Source organism: Chryseobacterium taiwanense, assembly GCF_000813825.1.
Classification (GTDB): domain Bacteria; phylum Bacteroidota; class Bacteroidia; order Flavobacteriales; family Weeksellaceae; genus Chryseobacterium; species Chryseobacterium taiwanense.
The window spans coordinates 365,568-384,815 of the sequence record NZ_JWTA01000001.1 but is presented as its reverse complement, the minus strand read 5'-3'; the positions used below and the strand labels follow the sequence as shown (position 1 = coordinate 384,815).

23 protein-coding genes are annotated in these 19,248 nt (G+C 34.3%); 1 reads left to right on the top strand and 22 read right to left on the bottom strand.

Translation table 11 applies throughout. The annotated features are described in order from the left end of the window. Positions 1 to 14 precede the first annotated feature (14 nt). Complete coding sequence (locus RM51_RS01820) at positions 15 to 698, top strand: FKBP-type peptidyl-prolyl cis-trans isomerase (RefSeq protein WP_039364469.1); 684 nt, start codon at positions 15 to 17, stop codon at positions 696 to 698. Positions 699 to 761: 63 nt separating this feature from the next. On the opposite strand, the gene RM51_RS01815 is transcribed toward RM51_RS01820, so the two are convergent. The 22 genes from RM51_RS01815 to pcaF form a co-directional block, all read right to left on the bottom strand. Beyond that, positions 762 to 1,274, bottom strand: coding sequence for a hypothetical protein (locus RM51_RS01815; RefSeq protein WP_039364467.1), 513 nt, complete (start codon positions 1,272 to 1,274; stop codon positions 762 to 764). Between the two features lie 42 nt (positions 1,275 to 1,316). Continuing rightward, positions 1,317 to 1,838 carry a hypothetical protein gene (locus tag RM51_RS01810; protein WP_039364466.1) on the bottom strand — a complete coding sequence of 174 codons (522 nt, stop codon included), beginning with the start codon at positions 1,836 to 1,838 and terminating at the stop codon, positions 1,317 to 1,319. A gap of 3 nt (positions 1,839 to 1,841) precedes the next feature. Beyond that, the gene (locus RM51_RS01805) at positions 1,842 to 3,200 is read right to left on the bottom strand and encodes a DUF4153 domain-containing protein (RefSeq protein WP_039364465.1); all 1,359 of its coding nucleotides are present in this window, start codon (positions 3,198 to 3,200) and stop codon (positions 1,842 to 1,844) included. Positions 3,201 to 3,225: 25 nt separating this feature from the next. Beyond that, on the bottom strand, positions 3,226 to 3,711 hold the full coding sequence (locus RM51_RS01800) for a Coq4 family protein (RefSeq protein WP_039364464.1): 486 nt from the start codon (positions 3,709 to 3,711) through the stop codon (positions 3,226 to 3,228). Between the two features lie 12 nt (positions 3,712 to 3,723). Beyond that, a complete protein-coding gene (locus RM51_RS01795; protein WP_039364463.1) occupies positions 3,724 to 4,110 on the bottom strand; it encodes a hypothetical protein in 387 nt (128 codons plus the stop codon). An 8-nt stretch (positions 4,111 to 4,118) separates the two neighbouring features. Beyond that, entirely contained in the window at positions 4,119 to 4,412 is a 294-nt protein-coding gene (locus RM51_RS01790; RefSeq protein WP_039364462.1) for a hypothetical protein, read from the bottom strand. Positions 4,413 to 4,421: 9 nt separating this feature from the next. Then, positions 4,422 to 5,261 carry a metallophosphoesterase gene (locus tag RM51_RS01785; protein ID WP_039364461.1) on the bottom strand — a complete coding sequence of 280 codons (840 nt, stop codon included), beginning with the start codon at positions 5,259 to 5,261 and terminating at the stop codon, positions 4,422 to 4,424. A 12-nt stretch (positions 5,262 to 5,273) separates the two neighbouring features. Then, positions 5,274 to 5,564, bottom strand: a complete 291-nt coding sequence (locus RM51_RS01780; protein ID WP_039364460.1) for a hypothetical protein — start codon at positions 5,562 to 5,564, stop codon at positions 5,274 to 5,276. Positions 5,565 to 5,623: 59 nt separating this feature from the next. Then, positions 5,624 to 5,914: a winged helix-turn-helix domain-containing protein gene (locus RM51_RS01775; RefSeq protein WP_039364459.1), complete on the bottom strand. Its 291-nt coding sequence runs from the start codon at positions 5,912 to 5,914 to the stop codon at positions 5,624 to 5,626. 5 nt (positions 5,915 to 5,919) lie between these two features. After that, positions 5,920 to 6,405 (bottom strand): hypothetical protein, encoded by a 486-nt coding sequence (locus RM51_RS01770; protein WP_039364458.1) that lies wholly within the window; start codon positions 6,403 to 6,405, stop codon positions 5,920 to 5,922. Then, a complete protein-coding gene (locus RM51_RS01765; RefSeq protein WP_039364457.1) occupies positions 6,405 to 7,022 on the bottom strand; it encodes a hypothetical protein in 618 nt (205 codons plus the stop codon). Before RM51_RS01765 ends, RM51_RS01770 begins: the two co-directional genes overlap by 1 nt. 132 nt (positions 7,023 to 7,154) lie before the next feature. Further along, positions 7,155 to 8,027, bottom strand: coding sequence for a hypothetical protein (locus tag RM51_RS01760; protein ID WP_039364450.1), 873 nt, complete (start codon positions 8,025 to 8,027; stop codon positions 7,155 to 7,157). Between the two features lie 117 nt (positions 8,028 to 8,144). After that, on the bottom strand, positions 8,145 to 9,041 hold the full coding sequence (locus RM51_RS01755) for a hypothetical protein (protein ID WP_039364448.1): 897 nt from the start codon (positions 9,039 to 9,041) through the stop codon (positions 8,145 to 8,147). A gap of 21 nt (positions 9,042 to 9,062) precedes the next feature. Continuing rightward, a complete protein-coding gene (locus tag RM51_RS01750) occupies positions 9,063 to 9,920 on the bottom strand; it encodes a hypothetical protein (protein ID WP_039364447.1) in 858 nt (285 codons plus the stop codon). 429 nt (positions 9,921 to 10,349) lie between these two features. Then, entirely contained in the window at positions 10,350 to 11,114 is a 765-nt protein-coding gene (locus tag RM51_RS01745) for an enoyl-CoA hydratase/isomerase family protein (RefSeq protein WP_039364445.1), read from the bottom strand. A 104-nt stretch (positions 11,115 to 11,218) separates the two neighbouring features. Next, positions 11,219 to 11,983, bottom strand: a complete 765-nt coding sequence (locus RM51_RS01740) for a methyltransferase domain-containing protein (RefSeq protein ID WP_039364443.1) — start codon at positions 11,981 to 11,983, stop codon at positions 11,219 to 11,221. A 21-nt stretch (positions 11,984 to 12,004) separates the two neighbouring features. Then, positions 12,005 to 12,697 (bottom strand): SMUG2 DNA glycosylase family protein, encoded by a 693-nt coding sequence (locus RM51_RS01735; RefSeq protein ID WP_039364442.1) that lies wholly within the window; start codon positions 12,695 to 12,697, stop codon positions 12,005 to 12,007. Between the two features lie 12 nt (positions 12,698 to 12,709). Then, positions 12,710 to 13,246 (bottom strand): SMI1/KNR4 family protein, encoded by a 537-nt coding sequence (locus RM51_RS01730; RefSeq protein WP_039364439.1) that lies wholly within the window; start codon positions 13,244 to 13,246, stop codon positions 12,710 to 12,712. Between the two features lie 223 nt (positions 13,247 to 13,469). Next, positions 13,470 to 15,965, bottom strand: a complete 2,496-nt coding sequence (gene paaZ / locus RM51_RS01725; protein ID WP_039364437.1) for a phenylacetic acid degradation bifunctional protein PaaZ — start codon at positions 15,963 to 15,965, stop codon at positions 13,470 to 13,472. Between the two features lie 117 nt (positions 15,966 to 16,082). Then, positions 16,083 to 16,913, bottom strand: coding sequence for an alpha/beta hydrolase (locus RM51_RS01720; protein ID WP_039364436.1), 831 nt, complete (start codon positions 16,911 to 16,913; stop codon positions 16,083 to 16,085). A gap of 278 nt (positions 16,914 to 17,191) precedes the next feature. Further along, entirely contained in the window at positions 17,192 to 17,785 is a 594-nt protein-coding gene (locus tag RM51_RS01710) for an acyltransferase (RefSeq protein WP_039364432.1), read from the bottom strand. 229 nt (positions 17,786 to 18,014) lie between these two features. Beyond that, positions 18,015 to 19,220 carry a 3-oxoadipyl-CoA thiolase gene (gene pcaF / locus RM51_RS01705; RefSeq protein WP_039364430.1) on the bottom strand — a complete coding sequence of 402 codons (1,206 nt, stop codon included), beginning with the start codon at positions 19,218 to 19,220 and terminating at the stop codon, positions 18,015 to 18,017. Positions 19,221 to 19,248: the final 28 nt, after the last annotated feature.

Genomic DNA, 19,248 nt, shown 5'->3' with positions numbered 1-19,248 from the left:
AATTTATCTCAAAAATGAAAAAAACGTTAGCTACTGTAGCTCTTCTTGCCGGATTTGGTATTTCTTTCGCTCAGAAGTCTTATACTGATGAACAAAAAGCGTCTTATTATATAGGTCTTGATATTGCTCAGAATATGAAAAGACAAGGATTCACTGTAGATCCGGATTTGATGGCGCAAGCTTTAAAAGATGAGTTTTCAGATAAAGCAAAATTGTTCCCAAAGGAAGAAATGGGTACTTTTTTACAAGGTTTTATGCAGAAGCAAAATGAAAAAAAGCAAGCTGAAGCACAAGTAAAAGCTGGAGAAAACAAGAAAAAAGGAGCAGAATTCTCAGCTAAAAACAAGTTAAATAAAAAGATAACAACTACTGCAAGTGGTTTACAATATGAAGTTCTGCAAGCCGGAGACGGTAAAACAAAACCTACTGCTTCAAGCACTGCCAATGTAAAGTACACAGGAAAATTGATGGACGGAACTGTATTTGACAGTACAGATAATCACGGAGGGCAACCGATGGAGATGGGTCTTTCTAGTGTAATCAAAGGTTGGACAGAAGGTATTCAGTTGATGACTAAAGGAGCAAAATACAGATTTTATATTCCTTCAGATTTAGCTTACGGAGATTCTGGAGCAGGTGGGGTAATTCCTCCTGGAGCCACACTTATTTTCGATATCGAATTGGTAGATTTTAAATAAGATCTTCCACTAAAATAAAAAGCGGCCTTTCAAAAAATTGAAAGGCCGCTTCTTTTACAAAAATTATTTCGCAGGTACACTGCTGAAATTGAGAGCTACTTTTATATTCATATCAGAACTTGTCTGATTTTTCAATTCATAAACCGTTCTTACAGTAAGACCTGTACTTTTTACCACCTCATCTAAGAAACCCGTATCATTTAAATCAAGATTTAAACTTGATGAACCTGTACTAATATCTGATCTTGATGCCACCAATTTTTCTCCGGTTCCGCTCGATGAAATATATACTTTTACCGATTTAAAATCTCCAAGATTTCCTCCGGAAGGAGTCACCACTGATATTTTTGCGTCAGAGATTCTGACATCTTTTATTTTCGCATTGTTATTCCCTCCAAACCAAGTCTGAACATTGGTTGCTGTTGCAGTGGAAGAAACTTCTTTATTGGCAGGTACTCCCGTAGAAACCAGCACATTTGCTGTATACGGAAATGTATTTTGAACAAGAGACTGTACTGTTCCGCAACTTACCAAAGCTACAGAAGCAATTATAGCTGTTGAAAATATATTTTTCATAATAACTTATTTACAGTTTCACTTGCATAAATTATACCAAATCTATTCTATTTTTACAGAAAAGGTTCCGGTAATTTTACCGTCTGCCATATTGTTTTTCCCGATAATGAGCCAAACTTCTCCTTTTTCAGGAATATCATAAGTAATCTCTCTTCCAAAAGGACCATCCATATTTCCGTCCGGAAGTTTTATTTGGTTAATTCTTATATTGAAATCATTTTGAGTCGTAATAATTTTCGCTTTAAACTGAGGTTTTGAATAGTTTGAAATTTTAAGAATAAGTTTATCTTGTTCTTTCGTGAATTCTTCTTGTATCACCATCGGAAAATGGTTTCCTTCAATTGTTTTTACCAATACTCTCCCTTTTTCTTCAGCGGTAATGCTATTGTCTCCTGTAGTTATGGTATCCGCAATTTTTGTTTCTTCTTTATTTATTGTAGAATCTACTTTGTTTAGAGGAACTTCTTTTGAAGTTACAGAATCAGAAATTTTTATTTCTGTTGTGTTTACTTCCTTCTTGCAAGAGAATAATACAAGTGGGATGATGAATAGCAGCTTTTTCATATGTTATTTTTTAATGGATTCGTAGTATAAAATTTTGGACAGGAATGTTGTTTTGTCGCTTTCCACCCTGTCATAATTAATTTTTGTCTTCATCTCCTTCGGAAAAGCCTGTTCTAAAATCTCATCATTATAATTCAGAGAATGCAGGAATTCAAAATTCCCTTTGTGATTTCTGATATTATATTGTGTTGCCATTCTGCCCCAATTGAAATAACTGCAAACCAAAATCATTCCATAGAAATACCACAACATCTGATTGAAGAGAAAAGCATTGGTCTTTTGCATCTGGATTTTGATGAACGTAATCACTAATCCAATAATACTCACAATTAAAAATGCATAGACACCCAGTCTTTTATATGTCAATCCTAACTGCTGAACATATTCTGTGTTTTTAGCAATGGCAGAAAAGATTAAAACAGCATTCAGAACCACCCAGATTTTAGCTAATGTTTTTAATATTCCGGCATTTTTATCAAAATTAAAAGCTCCTTTGAAATAAAACATAATAACTGCGATGGCCATAACAATACTGAAAATAACGGCAATTACTCTTTCATGGGTTTCGTCTGAAAGTTGTGAAGGTGTTTTCGGGATTTCATAAAACTGTTCGTAATTGTACGTAATAATAAAGAATAAAAGCATTACGTTCAAAACCAGAAATGTGATGATTCCGCTGGTTCTTTCCAGATCAAATGTCATAAAACTAAAAGATGCTTTCTGAGATCTTTGCTGAGCTGAAAACGTATTATTCAAATAATGATTTTGCTTATAAATAAATCGTTCTACAGAAAAATTCCAGAAATTGAAGGCTATAAAGAATCCTAAAATAGCAAGTCCGAAGAAATCAAGGAAATTAAAGTCAAATTCAATATTTTCGAAAAGAGTGGCAAAATGATCGCTTCCATAGGTGTAGATACAGAAGAACACGATGATAAAAATGGAGGGAATCAGAATGATTGCTATGGTCTTTTGCAGCATTCCTGAAGTATTGAATTTCGGAAGCCATTTCTCAAAACTGAAAAAACGACAAAAGAAAGTAAAGAAATTCGTCACGAAAACCGGAACAATAAATAGAGATTTCAGCTTTCTTGTTTTTGATTTAAGACCTAAAAATAAAAGGGAGGTTCCTACTGCTAAAAGAGAAGGAAAATCACGGAACCATGCAAATGCCAAACTGGATACAACAGAAGTAGCAAACAGAATATAAAACGTTTGGGTTTTATTTTTTTTCGGGGTTGCCAATAACGTGAGCAAAGCATAGATAATTCCGAGAATCCCGAGATTGACTCCCATCGTTTCACCGTAAAAAATAACTACGAAAAGAACGGTTGTTAAAAGAATAAGATGATATGTTTTCATATGGAAAGTTTTAATAAAGTTGAAATTAATAAAGTACTGGAGTTTCTTTTTGTCTGAAAAAATCCTGAAGATGTTCAAAGTTCTGCCAAAGAAGTTCTTCAAAATCCAAATGATGAAACGCTCTCATATTTTGTCCTTTTCGGTAAGCTTTGATATACATTCCGGTATATTCAGGAAGAATAATGGTTCCCAGTACAATAGCAGCTAAAAGATGAGCATTGAGCTTTCCGTTTCCTAACAGAAGATACTGTATCGCAATTTCTTCTTCAAACTGAGTTCCCATACCGGTTATCAAATGATGAACATCGTGATTTTCCATCTTTGGAATCATTGAAAAGCCATGTTTCTTATAAAACTCGCCCAACTTTCTGCCTAAAGAGTCTTTATGAAACTCCAGCAATTGTTTCTCATTAAACTGCCATTGTCTTTTTTTCTTTTTAAAATAAGTTCTATAGAGTTTTTGTGTTTTATTGTAAATGAAGAGTAAGAATTTGACCCGTAGTTTTTTCATAGTTTATGTGTTTTAGTAAAATTTCAAATAGTATGTAATGAGGAGCATTGTAGGAGCTAAAAAAGGTAATGCTATTGAAAAGCGAAAACCAAAATTGAAAAGCGCTTTTCTAAACTTCATAGAGTTTCCTTTATTTAAATTCAAATCAGTACGAACTCCGAATGAATAAAATAAATTAGCAAACAACATCATAAATACATAACCCATTCCTTGAAAAACAATTGTAAATAATGTAATTTCAAAATCATCATCATAAGGCATGATCAGTATAACGCCTAAAATCAGGTAAACAATAAACGCTACAATTCCTGATACAATTAACCCTACATTATAATACAATCTTCTTTCGCTCCACCAATCTCTAATTTGTGACTCAGATAAATTTGAATTTGTGAACATGGTTACGATCAATTTAAATTAATACCTATCACAGCATAAATAATGGCAATAGGAATATTAATAAGAAGAATAAAAATAGCCTTCATACAATATTCAAATTGATCTTTCTTGATTGCACCATAGATTACAAGAGCAATAATGAGCAAAAGATTAATTACTGTTCCAAAAACTAAAAGAAAAAATCCACCAATAGCAAAATCGTCATTTTTTGACAAAAGATATCCGAATAAACAAATATTTCCGAGTGCGAGAAAAAGTCCAAAAACTGATTTCGCGAAATAAATTATAGATTCATTTTTCATATAAAAATTTTAAGCTTTAGTTAAAGTAAAAACCGTTATTTCTGGACGCACCATAAACCTTACCTGAAAAGAATGTCCCAATGCACGATTGATATATAACATTCTTCCGTCTTCAAGGTCAATTTCACTGGAGACATACTTTCTGTTTTCTACCGGAAGAATAGGGGTAATGACTCCGGGAATTCTGCATTGTCCTCCATGGGTATGTCCACTTAAAATCCAGCCTTGATACCCATTCCAGATGTCTTTATCACAAACATCCGGATTATGACAAAGAACAAGATTTGCTTTTGAAGCATCATAATCTTTCATTACACTCATTGGATCAAAGTTGGGAGACCATAGATCATCGAAACCTATAATAGTAAGTCCGTGAGATTCCTGCTGCTGATTGTTTAGCATTGAAACACCGCTGTTTTCCAGAATCTGACAAATCGTTTTTGATGATCCTAGATCTCTCCACTTCTTTCCGTAATCATGATTTCCAAGAATTCCAAAAGTTCCTAGTTTTCCCATGACGGCATTACTCATCACTTTCTTCAGTTTTTCATGATCTTCGCTACTTCCATGATTTACATAGTCTCCCGTGTACACTACAAAATCAGGAGTAAATTGTTTGGCCTTCTGAAATGATTCTATCAAAAAATGATAATCAAATCGGTCCCCCACATGAAGATCTGAAATCTGCATCAAAACTTTTCCATTCAACTCTTCCGGTAAATTTTTTATCGGAAGTTTTCTCTGGACAAATTCTACCCAAAACGGTTCTATCTGCCAAGAATATAGTACCGGAAATGCTCCAATAACTGAAACTTTCAAAAGCTTTTTCAAGAAATCTTTTCTAGTCATTGCTCTCTTAAATTAACTTCCTGCAAACGGGCTCCCGAAAATTCCCACGGCCAGTTCAACCCATATTAAAATCAACACCAATAGAATCACTCCGCAAATGATCAGTTTAGCAATAACCGTTTTTTTAGAATTAACTACCCAATTAATGACGAATGCTGTTCCAAAAAGTAAAGCTCCTGCGATGATAAAATCCGGTAAAGACCAATTGAAACCTTCTACAAAAAGATTGCAGAAAAAAGCCACTGCCAACAATAATGCAGGGACAGCGAAAATCAGAATGTTTGTTTGTTTTAGTGTTTTCATAATATTAAAATTTAAAAGTACTTTGAAATACAAAGTTTAAATTCAAAAAAAATTTATTCTTATCTACCCAATAATTTTTCCAGTGCATTTAGATGTTCGGTAAATGCTAATCTTCCGGATTGTGTTACCCTATAAGACGTCTTCGGCTTTTTACCTACAAATTCTTTTTTTACTTCTATATAATTAGACTTTTCCAATGCACTGCTATGGCTCGCCAAATTACCGTCTGTAATCTCTAGAAGGCTTTTCATTTCCGAAAAATCAACCCAATCGTTTACCATAAGAACAGACATAATGCCTAATCTTACACGACTTTCAAATTCTTTGTTGAGCTGATTTATCTTGATCATTTTAATTAATCCTGTATGCGTTTATGAATAACCTTAAATACTTTTCCATTTTTAAAATATACTTCCAAATAATGATCAACGAACCCCACCCCCCCTCCTGTTCCGGAATCATACTCCCAACTATTATTTTCTTTATTTCTTAAATCCGGATTACCTATAATTTCTTTTACTTGTAGGCTATCTTTTCCATCTAATATTCTTTCATCAATCAAATCATCTATCATTTCATATCGGCTTAATCTTTTTTCCATATCTTCACCAGAAAGAATCCAATTTTTTCGCTCAAAATCTCTAGATTTTTCTCTAAATAAAAAATAGATTGTAGCCGTTACAGATATAAAATATAATACTATTCCTAGAAAAGACGAAATGATAATACTTACTAATATCCTATATTTATTGCTCTTAATTTTCGTCTTAAAATAATTACTAACTATTGCATAAATAATTATGGTTAAAACTAAAACACTGATTAAAACAGCAATATCCATCACTTATACTTCTTATGCATAATCAATCCATACACAACATGAAGTACCCCAAAACCTATTGTCCAAGTCACCAATCCCCATCCAAGAAAGAAAAGAGAAAACAGCCCTAATACAATCTGGCAATATCCTAAATATTTAACATCGGTTAATGTATATCGTTCTGCACTCACCAATGCTAATCCATAAAAAATCAACGTTGCGGGAGCGATGAATACAAAAAGGTGGTGATACAAAAGTCCCAAACAGAAAACTCCACCCGAAACTAAAGGGACCGCAAAGGTAATCAAAAGTCTTTTAGTGGTAGCATCCCAAATTTTCAACCCTTTTCTACGGCTTTTATTAGCGGTAAAAACATACCCACTTAAAAGAGCTACGGCAAGAATAACAGTCCCTGTAATAATTAATTCATTTACCAAACCTGCTTTGAAAACATTTCGCTGTCCGGCAAAATAATCAATTCCTTCGCGTTGAAAAGCAAAGTACACATATATAGCTCCTAAAATAGCTGCCAATCCGGCAAATACTCCCGATAGTCCGCTCAAAGAAATAAATCTTGAAGAACGTTCCATCATAGAACGGATATGAGATAAGTCTTCCTGATAGTTTTTTGATTCCATATAAAGAACTTTGAATTACAAAGTTAAAAAAGAAAAAGAAATATCCAAATAAAAATTTGGATATTTTATTTTATAAACTTGAATAGATTTTAGACAAAGAAAAAATTGATTAAACTAATTATTAAATGTTGTTTATAAGATTCCAAATTTCTTGTTTTTAAAATCTATAACGATCTTTTTGTCAAGAAAAAAAACATTTCCGATAATCCCGTCAATTTGATCATTTTCTAATCCAAAAAGATCATTGTCAGAATACCATAGTTCTCTTGTATTAAACTTATTCTCCCCAATCATAACCTGTTTGTCAATTTCAACAGCTTTAACGATTAAAGGATTATTAAAGTTTTTAATGTTTAAGCTATCTTTCGTTTTTGAACTGTTAATTAGTTTTTCAAACTTTTTCAAGTAAGTGAACACCGGAAAAATACTTGCTCCACTATCATACTGAAAATGATATGTTAGTCCGTCTATTTTCACTGGAATTATAGGCTTGTTATTAATGATTTTAATATCAATTAAATTTGCCTTTTCAATCTGTTTCTTAGAAAGCTTGTCAGTAATTAAAATTTGGTTGTTAGGAAAATCAATGATAAGGATTTTATATTGGAAAATATCTGCTCCAACAACTCCGCAAGCTTCATCCTGATCAAAATTTAACAGCCCAGAAAGTTTATAATTATTCTTTTTAAAATCTCCAATTTTAATATTTTGATTTTCAATGGAAAAAACTTGATGTCCCGCTGCTTCTGAATTTTTATCAATTTTACGATTTTTAATGAATTGAGTTTTTTCAAAGCATTTATCATAAATTAAAGTTGTGTTTGCACCTAAATCAAATTGAAACCTGTATTCTTTATTTTCAATGAAAAATGGAACACTCATCGCGATCTTTTCAATTAACTTTCCATTTAGAGAGTCTTTTTCCCATTTAAAATCTATTTTTTGGGCTTGAGCATATTGAATTTGACTCAAAAGTAAAACCAATAAGAATATTGTTTTCTTCATATTATTTCAGCTATTAGGTTGTATTTGGATAAAATTATCAATAGCTAACAAAATTACTTATTTCAATAATAAAATAAAAAAAACGGCTGCCTCTTCTTGAGTCAACCGCTTATATTTTTATAAAAGAGAAACAGATAATAACGTATAATAACTTGCTCCTGTAGGTGTTCCTACTCCACATTTGGTAACATTGCTTGATGAGATTACCGTATTATCACTTTTTAGACCCGGAGCTAATGCAAAAGCAATTTTATCCCCACTGTTCAATTCTACAATAGTAAAGAAATTCGCGCTATAGGATGTTTCATCATTCAGCCCCGAAACTAGTCTTTGTTTTTCCACTTCAGAAAAAGAGCTTCCGGAAGATGTTTTTTTGTACAACACCATATCCATTGCATATAGTTCACTTGCTATGCTTGCTGAATTTTTACCACACTGATAAGCTCCCTGTAATTGAATTTTATAAAATCCGGAAGAAGGAATGGTGATATAATCTCCTGCCGAACTGTCATTTGCAATTTGAGTAACATTCAATGAATTCACAATGATTGTTCCGGGCGCGGAAGTAGTTCCTACAATGGGAATGAAGTTTCTATTACTTGCAACATTTAAAGCCATTCCGGGACTTTTAGTTGAAATATTCAGACTTTTAGCAAAGTTTTTTGTCGTGGCAGCAACAACAACTTCACTAGACTTCCCTACATTTCCAGAATTGTCAATGTATAATAAAGAACTTGTGGTACTTAATACTTTAATGTTCTGAATATTTACCGGATGATCAATTCCATCACCTATAATTTGGAGTTTTGTACTCGGATTGGTTGTCCCAATTCCTACATTCCCTCGATCGGTAACAACAAAATCATCTTCAGTATTATTAACTGCAGATCCTGAAGCTGAAGTATTTTTTTTAGAATCTATATGAAAAGTCTGTAAAGGATTGGAAGTATTAATTCCGACTTGAGCCTTGCTCAGGGCAAGAACAAAAACAAATAAATATTTTAAATTTTTCATTTCAAAAAATGTTCATTAACATTAATCAACCTTGGTAATAATTATTTTTATTCCGGATGAGGCACCAAAAACATTTACCGATCCACAGTCCGGAGTTGTACTGGAGGTATAAGTCTTTCCTGCAGCTAATCTGAAATTCAGTCTGTCTCCTGCGTTCAAAGCATAGATTCCATAGATACTTCCGGGAATTGCATTGGTAGTCTCCACAAATGTAGATGCCATTCTTCTGGTTTCGATTATTGAATAAGTAACCGTATTTCCTGAAACTATCCCTTTGTTCATTTGCAGGTTCATTCCCCAGATTCCGGATGTAGAGCAATTAAAAGCTCCAACGACCTGTATTTCATAGGATCCTGTTGCAGGTATTGAAACATAATGATATTTTGTTCCGCTAATATTATCAACTCCGATTTCCGAAGAAAGGGTATTAAATACCATATCGCTTTCTGAAAATGGGATATTAACATTGGAGCTGCCACTTGTCATATTCAGCCCTCTTACTTCAGACTGAATGGTGAATATTCCTGCAATAACACCAACACTACTTTTAATTCCTACATTTCCCCGATCATCAATAGCAAGTCGCTCAAGATTATTATTTGCAGAAGATAAATTCAAGGCTTGTCCTATCTGAACCGGAGAATCTATAGTATTCCCTACAATCTGTAATTTATTTTGCGGACTCACACTTCCTATCCCTACCTTCCCGTTGCTATCAACGATAAAATCATTGAGCGCCTCGGTTTCAGTGGGGGTATTAGAATTGTCTTTACTACCATCGATATGAAATACTCCTAATGGGTTTGTTGTCTTGATACCAACCTGAGAAAAATAAATTTGGAAAAATAAAAAGTAGAAAAAAAACAGTGACCTTTTCATGACCGCAAAGGAAATACATTTTTCCACCTCAATTCCTCATTCACAAAAAACACACAGCATTATTTCAGAAAACAACCGTAAAAAATTAACAATTTTATCATTTTAACGTGATTTATTTTAAGTAAAAACAAGTATCAAGAAGATCATAAGTATAACATTTACAGGACAATTCAAAAAGCCTTATTTTTTGCATAAGATAACCTATGAATTAATGAGTCCAAATCGAAAGAAAAAATTTTAACATCAAACATTTTACCTATAATTTCTGAAAATAACACGAAAAATGTCTTAAAAATTACCCAATATCATTTGATAAATTGTAGGATTTAAAAATAGGTCTACTGAAATAATGAAATGAGCCCATTTTATGAATCAAAAAAGCCGTTGAAATCTCAACGGCTTTTCAAGTTTATTTATAAAAACAAAATCTTACTTTGCTCTCAGTCTTTCTTTGATTGCTTCAATATTCTTTTTAGCAGAATCTTCTAAAATAAGACTTGCACTCATATGAATTCTTGCAGGCATCAATTCATTAAAATGATCTGTTCCTTCCCAGGAAACTTTTTTAATTAACGCTAGTGCTTCTTCACTTCTTGAAGACAATGTATTTAAAAATTTCTCAAGCTGAGCATCCATTTCTTCTATCGATTCAGAAACAGAATGGTAAATATTGTGTTGCTCTGCCCATGCTGCCGATCTGAAATCTGCATCGATTGCCATTGCTGAGAATTGTGATTTTCCTATTTTTCTTTCTACGTAAGGACCGATAACGAAAGGCCCAATTCCTAAATTGATTTCTGTTAATGCTAAAGCTGAGTCTTTTGTTGCAAAACAATAGTCTGCACCACAAGCAATACCTACTCCACCACCGGTTGTTTTCCCCTGAACTCTTACCACAACTATTTTCCCGCAATTTCTCATCGCGTTCAATACTTTAGCAAATCCTCCAAAAAATTGAGTAGAAGCTTCCAGTTCTTCAATAGCTAATAACTCATCGAAGCTTGCTCCTGCACAGAACGCTTTTTCACCTTCACTTTTTACAAGGATAGCTTTTACCTCTGCTTTAGCGCCTTCGTCAAGAATAGTCTGAGCCAGTTTTTCAAGAATTGCTCCGGGAAGAGAATTACTTTTTGCAGTTCCGAATGTAATTTCGGCAATATTATTTTTAATTTCTGATGTTACAAAATCACTCATTTTTAGTATCTATTGATTTATACAAAAATACTAAATAAAGGGCTTTTGAGAAAACTAAAGCAACATTTTTAGTGTTCAAAAAGAGCTGTTTTTATGCAGAGTTTCTATTTTCTTCCGTACAGCAATATTCTCTTGAATGCATAAATAGCAGGAAACTGTTTAAATCTTTTTTCTATGCGTTTTTTATAATCATCAATGAATTGTTGTTTACTATTTCCTTCCAGCCTTTCCAGGTATGGAATGAGTGCTGAACCGGAAATAAACTGAAAAAGTTTTTCAGCATCTTCAGCAATGATTGGGTACACTCTGATAGAGATCTGAAGGTCTTTCAAGCCATATTCAAACATCATTTTTGAATATTCATCCAGATTTAGCACAGGAGAAACTCTGTTCCAGTCTTGAAGTGCTGTTCTATAAGGTTCTTCTGAAGCAAGCTGAAATAGAATCTGATTGAGAAGGTTTTCTGCCTGAAACGGCATTTGTACGGCAAACTGCCCGTTTTCACTTAATAAAGATAGTAGTTTTGGGAATAGCTTTTCATGATTATCCGACCATTGCAAGGCGGCATTACTGAAAATCAAATCCCATGTCTCGTTAGAATCATAGAGTTCTTCAACTGTTTTTTGTTCAAATCTTAAGTATTCATTTTTAAATGCTTGAGATTTGGCCAACATTTCCGCAGAGGAATCGATTCCTAGAAATTCTGCATTTGGAAACTTTTCAGAAAGAATATGAGTTTGTTCTCCGGTTCCACAACCGATGTCAATGGCTTTTTTTAGCCCATCGTGCGAGATAAGCTTCATCAAATCGAAGAAAGGAAGGTAACGTACATCTTTAAACTGGTTATAGACTTCAGGATTCCAAGGCATATTAATATTGTATTTGGTGATTTAGGTGTTATTCAAAGCCAGAATATATTTATCAATATAGAGTTGTTTTTCTTTTGATTTATATTGTTGAATATATCTTGGGTGTTCCAACACCGTCATTTTTTCGAAAAGTTGAGCTTCCTGATTTAATTTTGAAATAAAATCTGCATTTTTCTTTCCTAAAACAAAAACCTCTGATATATCCAGGTTTAAACTGATATGTTTCTTTAAGGATTGGATCATAAATTCTTTGACATCCTTAAAAAGCTCTTTGTCATCGTAATAATTGGCATTCAGCCAGCCGTTTTTGGATTTTCTTACAATGGCCAAAGGAAAGGGAGAGTTGATATAGATATTTTTATAAAATTCCTGTGCTCCTCCATATTCCTCAATCATATCGTACATAAAAACCGAAGAAACTTCATGAGTATACGCAGATTTCATTTTAATTCCACAAACACTTTCCAGACGTTTGGTATCAGTAAAAGGAACTCCGGTAACTCCTGCTCCATGACGACTTGGATTGATCCCGATAATAAATTTCCTTCTGTCTGAATCGTTATAATATTTATGATAAAACTTTTGCATAACGATCATTGTTTCGGGATTGTCCAGATATGGATTTAACACCTGAAAGTCTTCCGGCAGCGATCCTGAATAGTGTAAGTTTTTATTAAACTCAATGACCCTATCTGCAAAAGTTTCATTTTTCATATGAGTAGGATATTACTCTCCGTCAAATTCTTCTTCCTGCTTTAATCCTCTAATGAATGTTTCGAAGTCTTTTGCCAGAAAAGTTTTTTTGAAATCACTCTCCTGATCTACATGTACCACTTGAGGTTCTCCATTTTTTCCGCATTCAGAATAATCCAAAAGAATCATATCGTGCCCTGCTGAAGGACAATCACAAATATAAATACCATCCGCAGGATATCCCCATTCCTCAATCATAAACTGACTTCCCAATTCGCCACACACGGAATATTTTTTTTCTTTTCCAATCGCCATAATTCCCGTAATGGCAACATGATCTTCTGCCCATGAAACACTTTCTGTGGTAGGAAAACATGGTTTATTCACTAATCCTCCATTTTGTATTCTCATTAATTCGATATATGATCCCGGAAGTTGGTATCCCAATTTATTTTCAACTTCTGTAATTGTTTCGTCGCTTGGAAAATCTTCTATATAATCTTTTGATGAGTAACTGCACTCACTCCAAAAATTTGTAAAGTCAAAATCTTTGAAAAACCTTAATTCCATAGTATTTTATTTATAAAAAGTAGCTTCATCAAATATCTATATTATTTTTGAAATAGATATCGTTTTTTTTAACATTCTCATGCTTTATATTTTCCTAATAAAGCTTTTTTTCCTTAAAAGTCATCTTGCAAATGCTTTAAGAAAATTTATCTTATTAAAGATTAGAGTTTTAAATAAAAACCCCTTTTAAACTAAGTCTAAAAGGGATTTCTTATATTTTGAATTAAATCAATCCAAATTGTTCGAAGTGGTGAGTAAAATGCTTTTTATGCATCAGTTCCCACATTTCTTTATTTAATTTTCCGAAAACAAAATTCATGTGTTCTGCCTGTGGATTTTCTTTGTAATAAATAGAGAATCTTTTCAGGTTATCCATGAAAGAAATTTTTGCCGCTTCAAGATTTTTATGTCTTAGCTCTAATAACTTTTCATCTTCTGCCAAGAACGGCGCCGGGAAATCTTTCGGCATTTTTCTGTGATTGTAAAGAGAATCCTGCCATTTTTCCAACTGCTCTTCAGGAGTAAAGCATTTGTCTGCTTCAGGCTCACCTAAGCTTACCAACACTCCGTGCTCTAAATGCTCAATCATTTGCTGAGGAGACATTTTACCCCAACTTGGCTGAGTAGAATCAGTTAAGCCATTTAATGTTTTTTGAATATTTTTTAAGTTCAGATCAATGAAAGGAGAATGTTTTGCCACCAATGTTAAAATTGTTGCTACACAAACTACCTCATCTCTTTGGTTTACCACTTCAACCAACCATTTTACCACACCTGAAGGAATATTTCTTCCTTTCACTCCTCTGTTGATTTTTTCTTTTGCCGTTAAATAAACCGTAATGGTATCTCCCGCATACACAGGCTTGAAGAATGAACAGTTCTCTAATCCATAGTTTGCGATAACCGGTCCTTTTTTACCTGAAACAAACAATCCTGCCGCTGCCGAAAGGATAAAATATCCGTGAGCAACCGTTTTATCAAAGATAGTTCCCGTTAAACTTGTTGCATCGGTATGTGCATAGAAATGATCCCAAGAAACATTAGAGAAATTCACGATATCTGCATCGGTAACCGTTCTTCCTGCTGTTTCTAAAGAATCACCAACCTCAACGTCTTCAAAGTATTTCTGGAAAGGATGTTTATCTGAGAATTTTTTCTCAGCTCCTTGTTGATAGATTTTTGTAATTGCCGTCAATGTATCCGGAGAACCCTGAATCGCTGTTTTTTGAAGGAAGAAATGAAGACCGCCTAAACCGCCCATTTCCTCACCACCTCCTGCTCTTCCGGGACCACCGTGCATTAAAGTAGGAAGAGGAGAACCGTGACCTGTACTTTCTTTTGCATTATCTCTGTTTAATACGAAAATTCTTCCGTGCTGAGAAGCCATTTTCCAAGAAGTTTCTGCTACGAAATTGTCATCATGAGAGATGATAGATCCTACCAAACTTCCTTTTCCTCTTTTTGCCAACGCTGCAGCTTCTTCCGCATCTTTGTAAGGCATCAATGTAGAAACCGGTCCGAACGCTTCAACATCGTGAGAGATATTTTTAGTAAACGGAGCATCGTTTAAGAACAATTTCGGACTCATAAATGCACCATTTTCATAGTTTGCATCTACCAATTCGTGCTGTCCGTCATAAACCAATTCCGTTTCAGCTTTTAATAAATTAACTTTTCTTAGAACTTCATCGTACTGTTGTTTTCCAACCAAAGAACCCATTCTTGTTTCTCTGCTCAACGGGTTTCCGATTTTTGTCTGGTCTAAAGCTTTAGATAAAGCATTCTGAACATCCCCGATTAAGTTTTCAGGAACGATAATTCTTCTGATCGCCGTACATTTTTGTCCGGCTTTCGTAGTCATTTCGTTACGAACTTCTTTGATGAATAAATCAAATTCAGGAGTTCCCGGTTTTGCATCCAGCCCAAGTATTGAACAGTTCAAAGAATCTGCTTCCATGTTGAAACGAACTGCGTTTCCTGCAATTGATGGTAAAGATTTTAATTTTCTCCCTGTTGTTGCAGAACCTGTGAATAATACAGAGTCTCCATCCTGAATATAATCCAAGATATTTCCAGGCTCACCACAAACCAACTGAACCGCTCCTTCCGGAAGGATTCCACTTTCGATCATATCCTGGAACACTGCGTTCGTTAAATAAGAACCGTATGGAGATGGCTTTACGATCGAAGGAACACCTGCCAATAACGATGTTGACAATTTCTCCAACATTCCCCAAACCGGAAAGTTATAGGCGTTAATCTGTACAGAAACTCCTTCACTCGGAGTTAAAATATGAGTTCCTAAGAAAGTTCCGTTAGCCGAAATCTTCTGAGTTTCTCCATCTACCCAAAACGGAGTATTTGGAAGCATTCTTTTTGCCAATCCGGAATAAGTAAAGAAAGTACCAAAACCTCCTTCAATATCTACCCAAGAATCAACATGAGTTGCTCCTGTTTTGTAAGATAAATCGTAATATTTTTTCTTTCTTTCTAATAAATAAAGGGCTACTTTTTTTAACATTTCTCCACGGTCGTAGAACGTCATCGATGAAAGGTTCTTGTAACCAATTGTTCTTCCGTAATCAAGAGCCTGCTCAAAATTCAGACCTTCCGTATCGGAAATAGCAACCTGTTCACCATTTACAGCGTTGTACAAAGGAATTCCGTTTCCGTTTCCTTCTACCCATTCACCGTAGATGTAATTTTTTAACTTTTCCATATAGTTTTTACTTTAATAATGTATCTGTTTAACAGTTTATGAATGAGATTCTTCACTTTGTTCAGAATGACAAGCACAAAATTGCCATAAATGATACATTTTTATGTTGTTATATTTTTAATTTTTTGGTTCCTGATATGGAAACAACTTTACCAAACCTTCATACAAGCTTCTGTGAAGAATCGTTGCGTGATTGTCTGTTTCCATCATTTTATATTCTACCGTCCAGTTTTTCTTATTGGATTTTTTAAGAATATCATACCAATCTTCTGCATCTTTTACCATCACCGGATGTTCGCCCTTTCCGACAGAAACATAAATAAATTTCTTAGTGTCCGGAATTTTGGCTAATAATTGAGGAGCCTGTTTTAAAAGGCTTTCATCATCCCACCACAAACTCGGACTGATGATAAAATAGTTATTAAACATTTCAGGTTTTTTAAGCAAAATTTCAGTCGCTAAAAGTCCGCCTAATGATTGACCGAATAGATAGCTATCGGTTGTTTTAAACTGATTTTCGATATAAGGTTTTAATTCTTTTTCTAAAAAACCGATGAACTTATCTGAATGTCCTGTTGTCGGATAATCTTTTTGTAAATCCTTTAGATCCGTATGAAAAGTGAAGTCCCTTTTTCTGTCCACATTGGCAATTCCCACTACAATGGTTTCCGGCATGGAATACATTTGATTAAAGAACTGGATCAAACCTGTAACGTGAATAAAATCTTCATTCATGCTTCCATCCAAGAGATAAATAACCGGATACGATTTCTTTTTGTCAAAATTTTGCGGAAGATAGATGTTTAAAGTTCTGTCTTCATTTAAAATTTTAGACTTTACGGTTCTGATTTCTCCAATCGTCAATGGTTTTGTATTTCCGGTCTGGGCAAAAACCATAGATTGAAACGTAAAGAGAATCGTACAAAAAATCAACAGCTTCTTAATCATTTCCTTTTTATATAAAATCTTTATTTAATTACTAACTTTTTTCTTATTTCTCTTTCCGAAAAAAAGTTCTTTCCAAGTTACCTCTTCTGTACCCAAAATGAAATTGATCAAGAAAAACGATAAAGCCATCATTAAATTAAAATTCAAATCTCTTTCCGACTTAAATAAAAATCCGGTTACCCAATACAACAAAAAAGTAATTATTGCAAACACTGTAGCCCGAACAAAGTTTTTAACGTTAAATATTCTTTTAATCATTTTCAAATTAATTTGTTGGTTTACTTCACATCATCCCAAATACTATAATCAACAATTTTGGTTGGGATTTGCTGAACATACTCTGTAAAGGGTTCACACGGAAGAATAGCATCTTTTCCTTCTCTTGCCAATTCCTGATATAGCCTTGTTCCTTCAGTTTTCCATTTGATCATTTCATCGGAAACATCACGAATGATCTTTGCAGGACTTCCAACAATCAGTTTTCTTGGTTCACATTTGAAATTGGCAGGAACAAAAGCTAATGCTCCGATAATACATTCATCACCGATAACCGCTTTATCCATCACCACCGAGTTCATTCCAACCAGACAGTTTTTTCCGATATGCCCGGAATGAATAATCGCTCCGTGACCGATGTGAGCAGATTCTTCTAAAATAGTTTCAATGCCCGGAAAAACATGAAGTGTACAGTTTTCCTGAACATTCGCACCGTCTTTAATGATAATTTTACCCCAGTCTCCACGAATTACCGCGTTTGGACCGATATAAACTTCTTCACCGATTTCCACATTTCCGATAATCACCGCTTGCGGATGAACGTAAGCAGAAGGTTTGATGATGGGACGAATTCCGTGATATGAGTAAATGTTCATAATTTTAATTTGAAAATTTGAGAATGAGTTAATTTGAAAATTTAATTTTAAACGTCTATTTTTTAACGCAAAGTCCTCAAAGATTTATTCTAATAAATAAGTTTATACCTTGGTTCGCAAAGGCGTTTCACTTAGCAAAGGCTAAACATTAAATTTATGAACTAATTTGAAAACTGATAGTGTCCTGAAACATTTTCAAATTCTCAAATTAATCCATTTTCAAATTGATTTATACTCTTTCAATTACCATTGCATAACCTTGTCCGACACCGATACAAAGGGTACACAATGCATATTTTTTATCTTGTTTCTGAAGTTCTATGGCTGCGGAACCTACAATTCTTGCTCCGGAAACTCCAAGTGGGTGACCGATTGCAATAGCTCCTCCGTTTGGATTAATTCTTGAATCATCATCTTTTAATCCTAATGTTCTTGTTACTGCCAAAGCCTGAGCTGCAAATGCTTCGTTCAATTCGATAATATCCATATCATCTAATGAAAGATTCAGTCTTTTTAATAATTTCTGAGTTGCTTCAACAGGTCCGATTCCCATAATTCTTGGTTCAACACCGGCAACAGATGATCCTAAAATCTTAGCTTTAGGTTTTAAACCATATTTTTTTACAGCTTCTTCACTTGCTAAAATAAGTGCTGCTGCTCCGTCATTCATTCCAGAGGCGTTTCCGGCAGTTACCGTTCCTTCTTTTCTGAAAGCAGGACGAAGTTTTCCCAATCCTTCCATGGAAGAAGTCGGTTTGATGAATTCGTCTGTATCGAAAATTTTCGGTTCTCCTTTTCTTTGTGGAATTTCCACTTTTACAATCTCTTCTGCCAATCTTCCACTTTCCTGAGCTTTAGTCGCTTTTTGCTGAGACCAAAGCGCAAATTTATCCTGATCTTCACGGCTGATGTTGTGCATATCTGCTAAGTTTTCAGCAGTATCTCCCATTCCGTCAACACCGTATAATTCTTTCATTTTCGGGTTGATGAATCTCCACCCGAAAGTCGTATCAAACATCTGACTGTCTCTACCGAAAGCTGCACTTGGTTTTGACATTACATATGGAGAACGTGTCATGTGTTCTACTCCACCTGCAATATAAATCTCACCTTCTCCCGCTGCAATCGAACGGAAAGCATTGGCTACAGCAGACATTCCTGATGCACACAGTCTGTTTACCGTCTCTCCTCCGATTTTGTATGGAAGTCCAGCCAATAAAAGTCCCATTCTTGCTACGTTTCTGTTGTCTTCACCTGCTTGATTCGCACATCCGAAAATAACGTCCTCAATTTCCTCAACAGGAACTTCTGGATTTCTCGCTACTACTTCTTTGATAACAATTGATGCTAAATCATCTGCTCTTACTTCCGATAATCCTCCCTGCAATTTTGAAATGGAAGTTCTGACATAGTCTATAATGTATACGTTGTTCATAATTTTACTTTGAAAATCTGAGAATGAG

Excerpts from the sequence above, each read along its gene's own strand:
- RM51_RS01785 (WP_039364461.1), bottom strand. The coding sequence starts at position 5,261 with ATGACTAGAAAAGATTTCTTGAAAAAGCTTTTGAAAGTTTCAGTTATT.
- RM51_RS01760 (WP_039364450.1), bottom strand. The coding sequence starts at position 8,027 with ATGAAGAAAACAATATTCTTATTGGTTTTACTTTTGAGTCAAATTCAA.
- RM51_RS01735 (WP_039364442.1), bottom strand. The coding sequence starts at position 12,697 with ATGAAAAATGAAACTTTTGCAGATAGGGTCATTGAGTTTAATAAAAAC.
- RM51_RS01795 (WP_039364463.1), bottom strand. The coding sequence starts at position 4,110 with ATGTTCACAAATTCAAATTTATCTGAGTCACAAATTAGAGATTGGTGG.
- RM51_RS01710 (WP_039364432.1), bottom strand. The coding sequence starts at position 17,785 with ATGAACATTTACTCATATCACGGAATTCGTCCCATCATCAAACCTTCT.
- paaZ (WP_039364437.1), bottom strand. The coding sequence starts at position 15,965 with ATGGAAAAGTTAAAAAATTACATCTACGGTGAATGGGTAGAAGGAAAC.
- RM51_RS01745 (WP_039364445.1), bottom strand. The coding sequence starts at position 11,114 with ATGAGTGATTTTGTAACATCAGAAATTAAAAATAATATTGCCGAAATT.
- RM51_RS01815 (WP_039364467.1), bottom strand. The coding sequence starts at position 1,274 with ATGAAAAATATATTTTCAACAGCTATAATTGCTTCTGTAGCTTTGGTA.
- RM51_RS01780 (WP_039364460.1), bottom strand. The coding sequence starts at position 5,564 with ATGAAAACACTAAAACAAACAAACATTCTGATTTTCGCTGTCCCTGCA.
- RM51_RS01775 (WP_039364459.1), bottom strand. The coding sequence starts at position 5,914 with ATGATCAAGATAAATCAGCTCAACAAAGAATTTGAAAGTCGTGTAAGA.
- RM51_RS01805 (WP_039364465.1), bottom strand. The coding sequence starts at position 3,200 with ATGAAAACATATCATCTTATTCTTTTAACAACCGTTCTTTTCGTAGTT.
- RM51_RS01755 (WP_039364448.1), bottom strand. The coding sequence starts at position 9,041 with ATGAAAAATTTAAAATATTTATTTGTTTTTGTTCTTGCCCTGAGCAAG.
- RM51_RS01790 (WP_039364462.1), bottom strand. The coding sequence starts at position 4,412 with ATGAAAAATGAATCTATAATTTATTTCGCGAAATCAGTTTTTGGACTT.
- RM51_RS01740 (WP_039364443.1), bottom strand. The coding sequence starts at position 11,983 with ATGCCTTGGAATCCTGAAGTCTATAACCAGTTTAAAGATGTACGTTAC.
- RM51_RS01720 (WP_039364436.1), bottom strand. The coding sequence starts at position 16,913 with ATGATTAAGAAGCTGTTGATTTTTTGTACGATTCTCTTTACGTTTCAA.
- RM51_RS01730 (WP_039364439.1), bottom strand. The coding sequence starts at position 13,246 with ATGGAATTAAGGTTTTTCAAAGATTTTGACTTTACAAATTTTTGGAGT.
- RM51_RS01820 (WP_039364469.1), top strand. The coding sequence starts at position 15 with ATGAAAAAAACGTTAGCTACTGTAGCTCTTCTTGCCGGATTTGGTATT.
- RM51_RS01750 (WP_039364447.1), bottom strand. The coding sequence starts at position 9,920 with ATGAAAAGGTCACTGTTTTTTTTCTACTTTTTATTTTTCCAAATTTAT.
- RM51_RS01765 (WP_039364457.1), bottom strand. The coding sequence starts at position 7,022 with ATGGAATCAAAAAACTATCAGGAAGACTTATCTCATATCCGTTCTATG.
- pcaF (WP_039364430.1), bottom strand. The coding sequence starts at position 19,220 with ATGAACAACGTATACATTATAGACTATGTCAGAACTTCCATTTCAAAA.
- RM51_RS01800 (WP_039364464.1), bottom strand. The coding sequence starts at position 3,711 with ATGAAAAAACTACGGGTCAAATTCTTACTCTTCATTTACAATAAAACA.
- RM51_RS01810 (WP_039364466.1), bottom strand. The coding sequence starts at position 1,838 with ATGAAAAAGCTGCTATTCATCATCCCACTTGTATTATTCTCTTGCAAG.
- RM51_RS01770 (WP_039364458.1), bottom strand. The coding sequence starts at position 6,405 with ATGGATATTGCTGTTTTAATCAGTGTTTTAGTTTTAACCATAATTATT.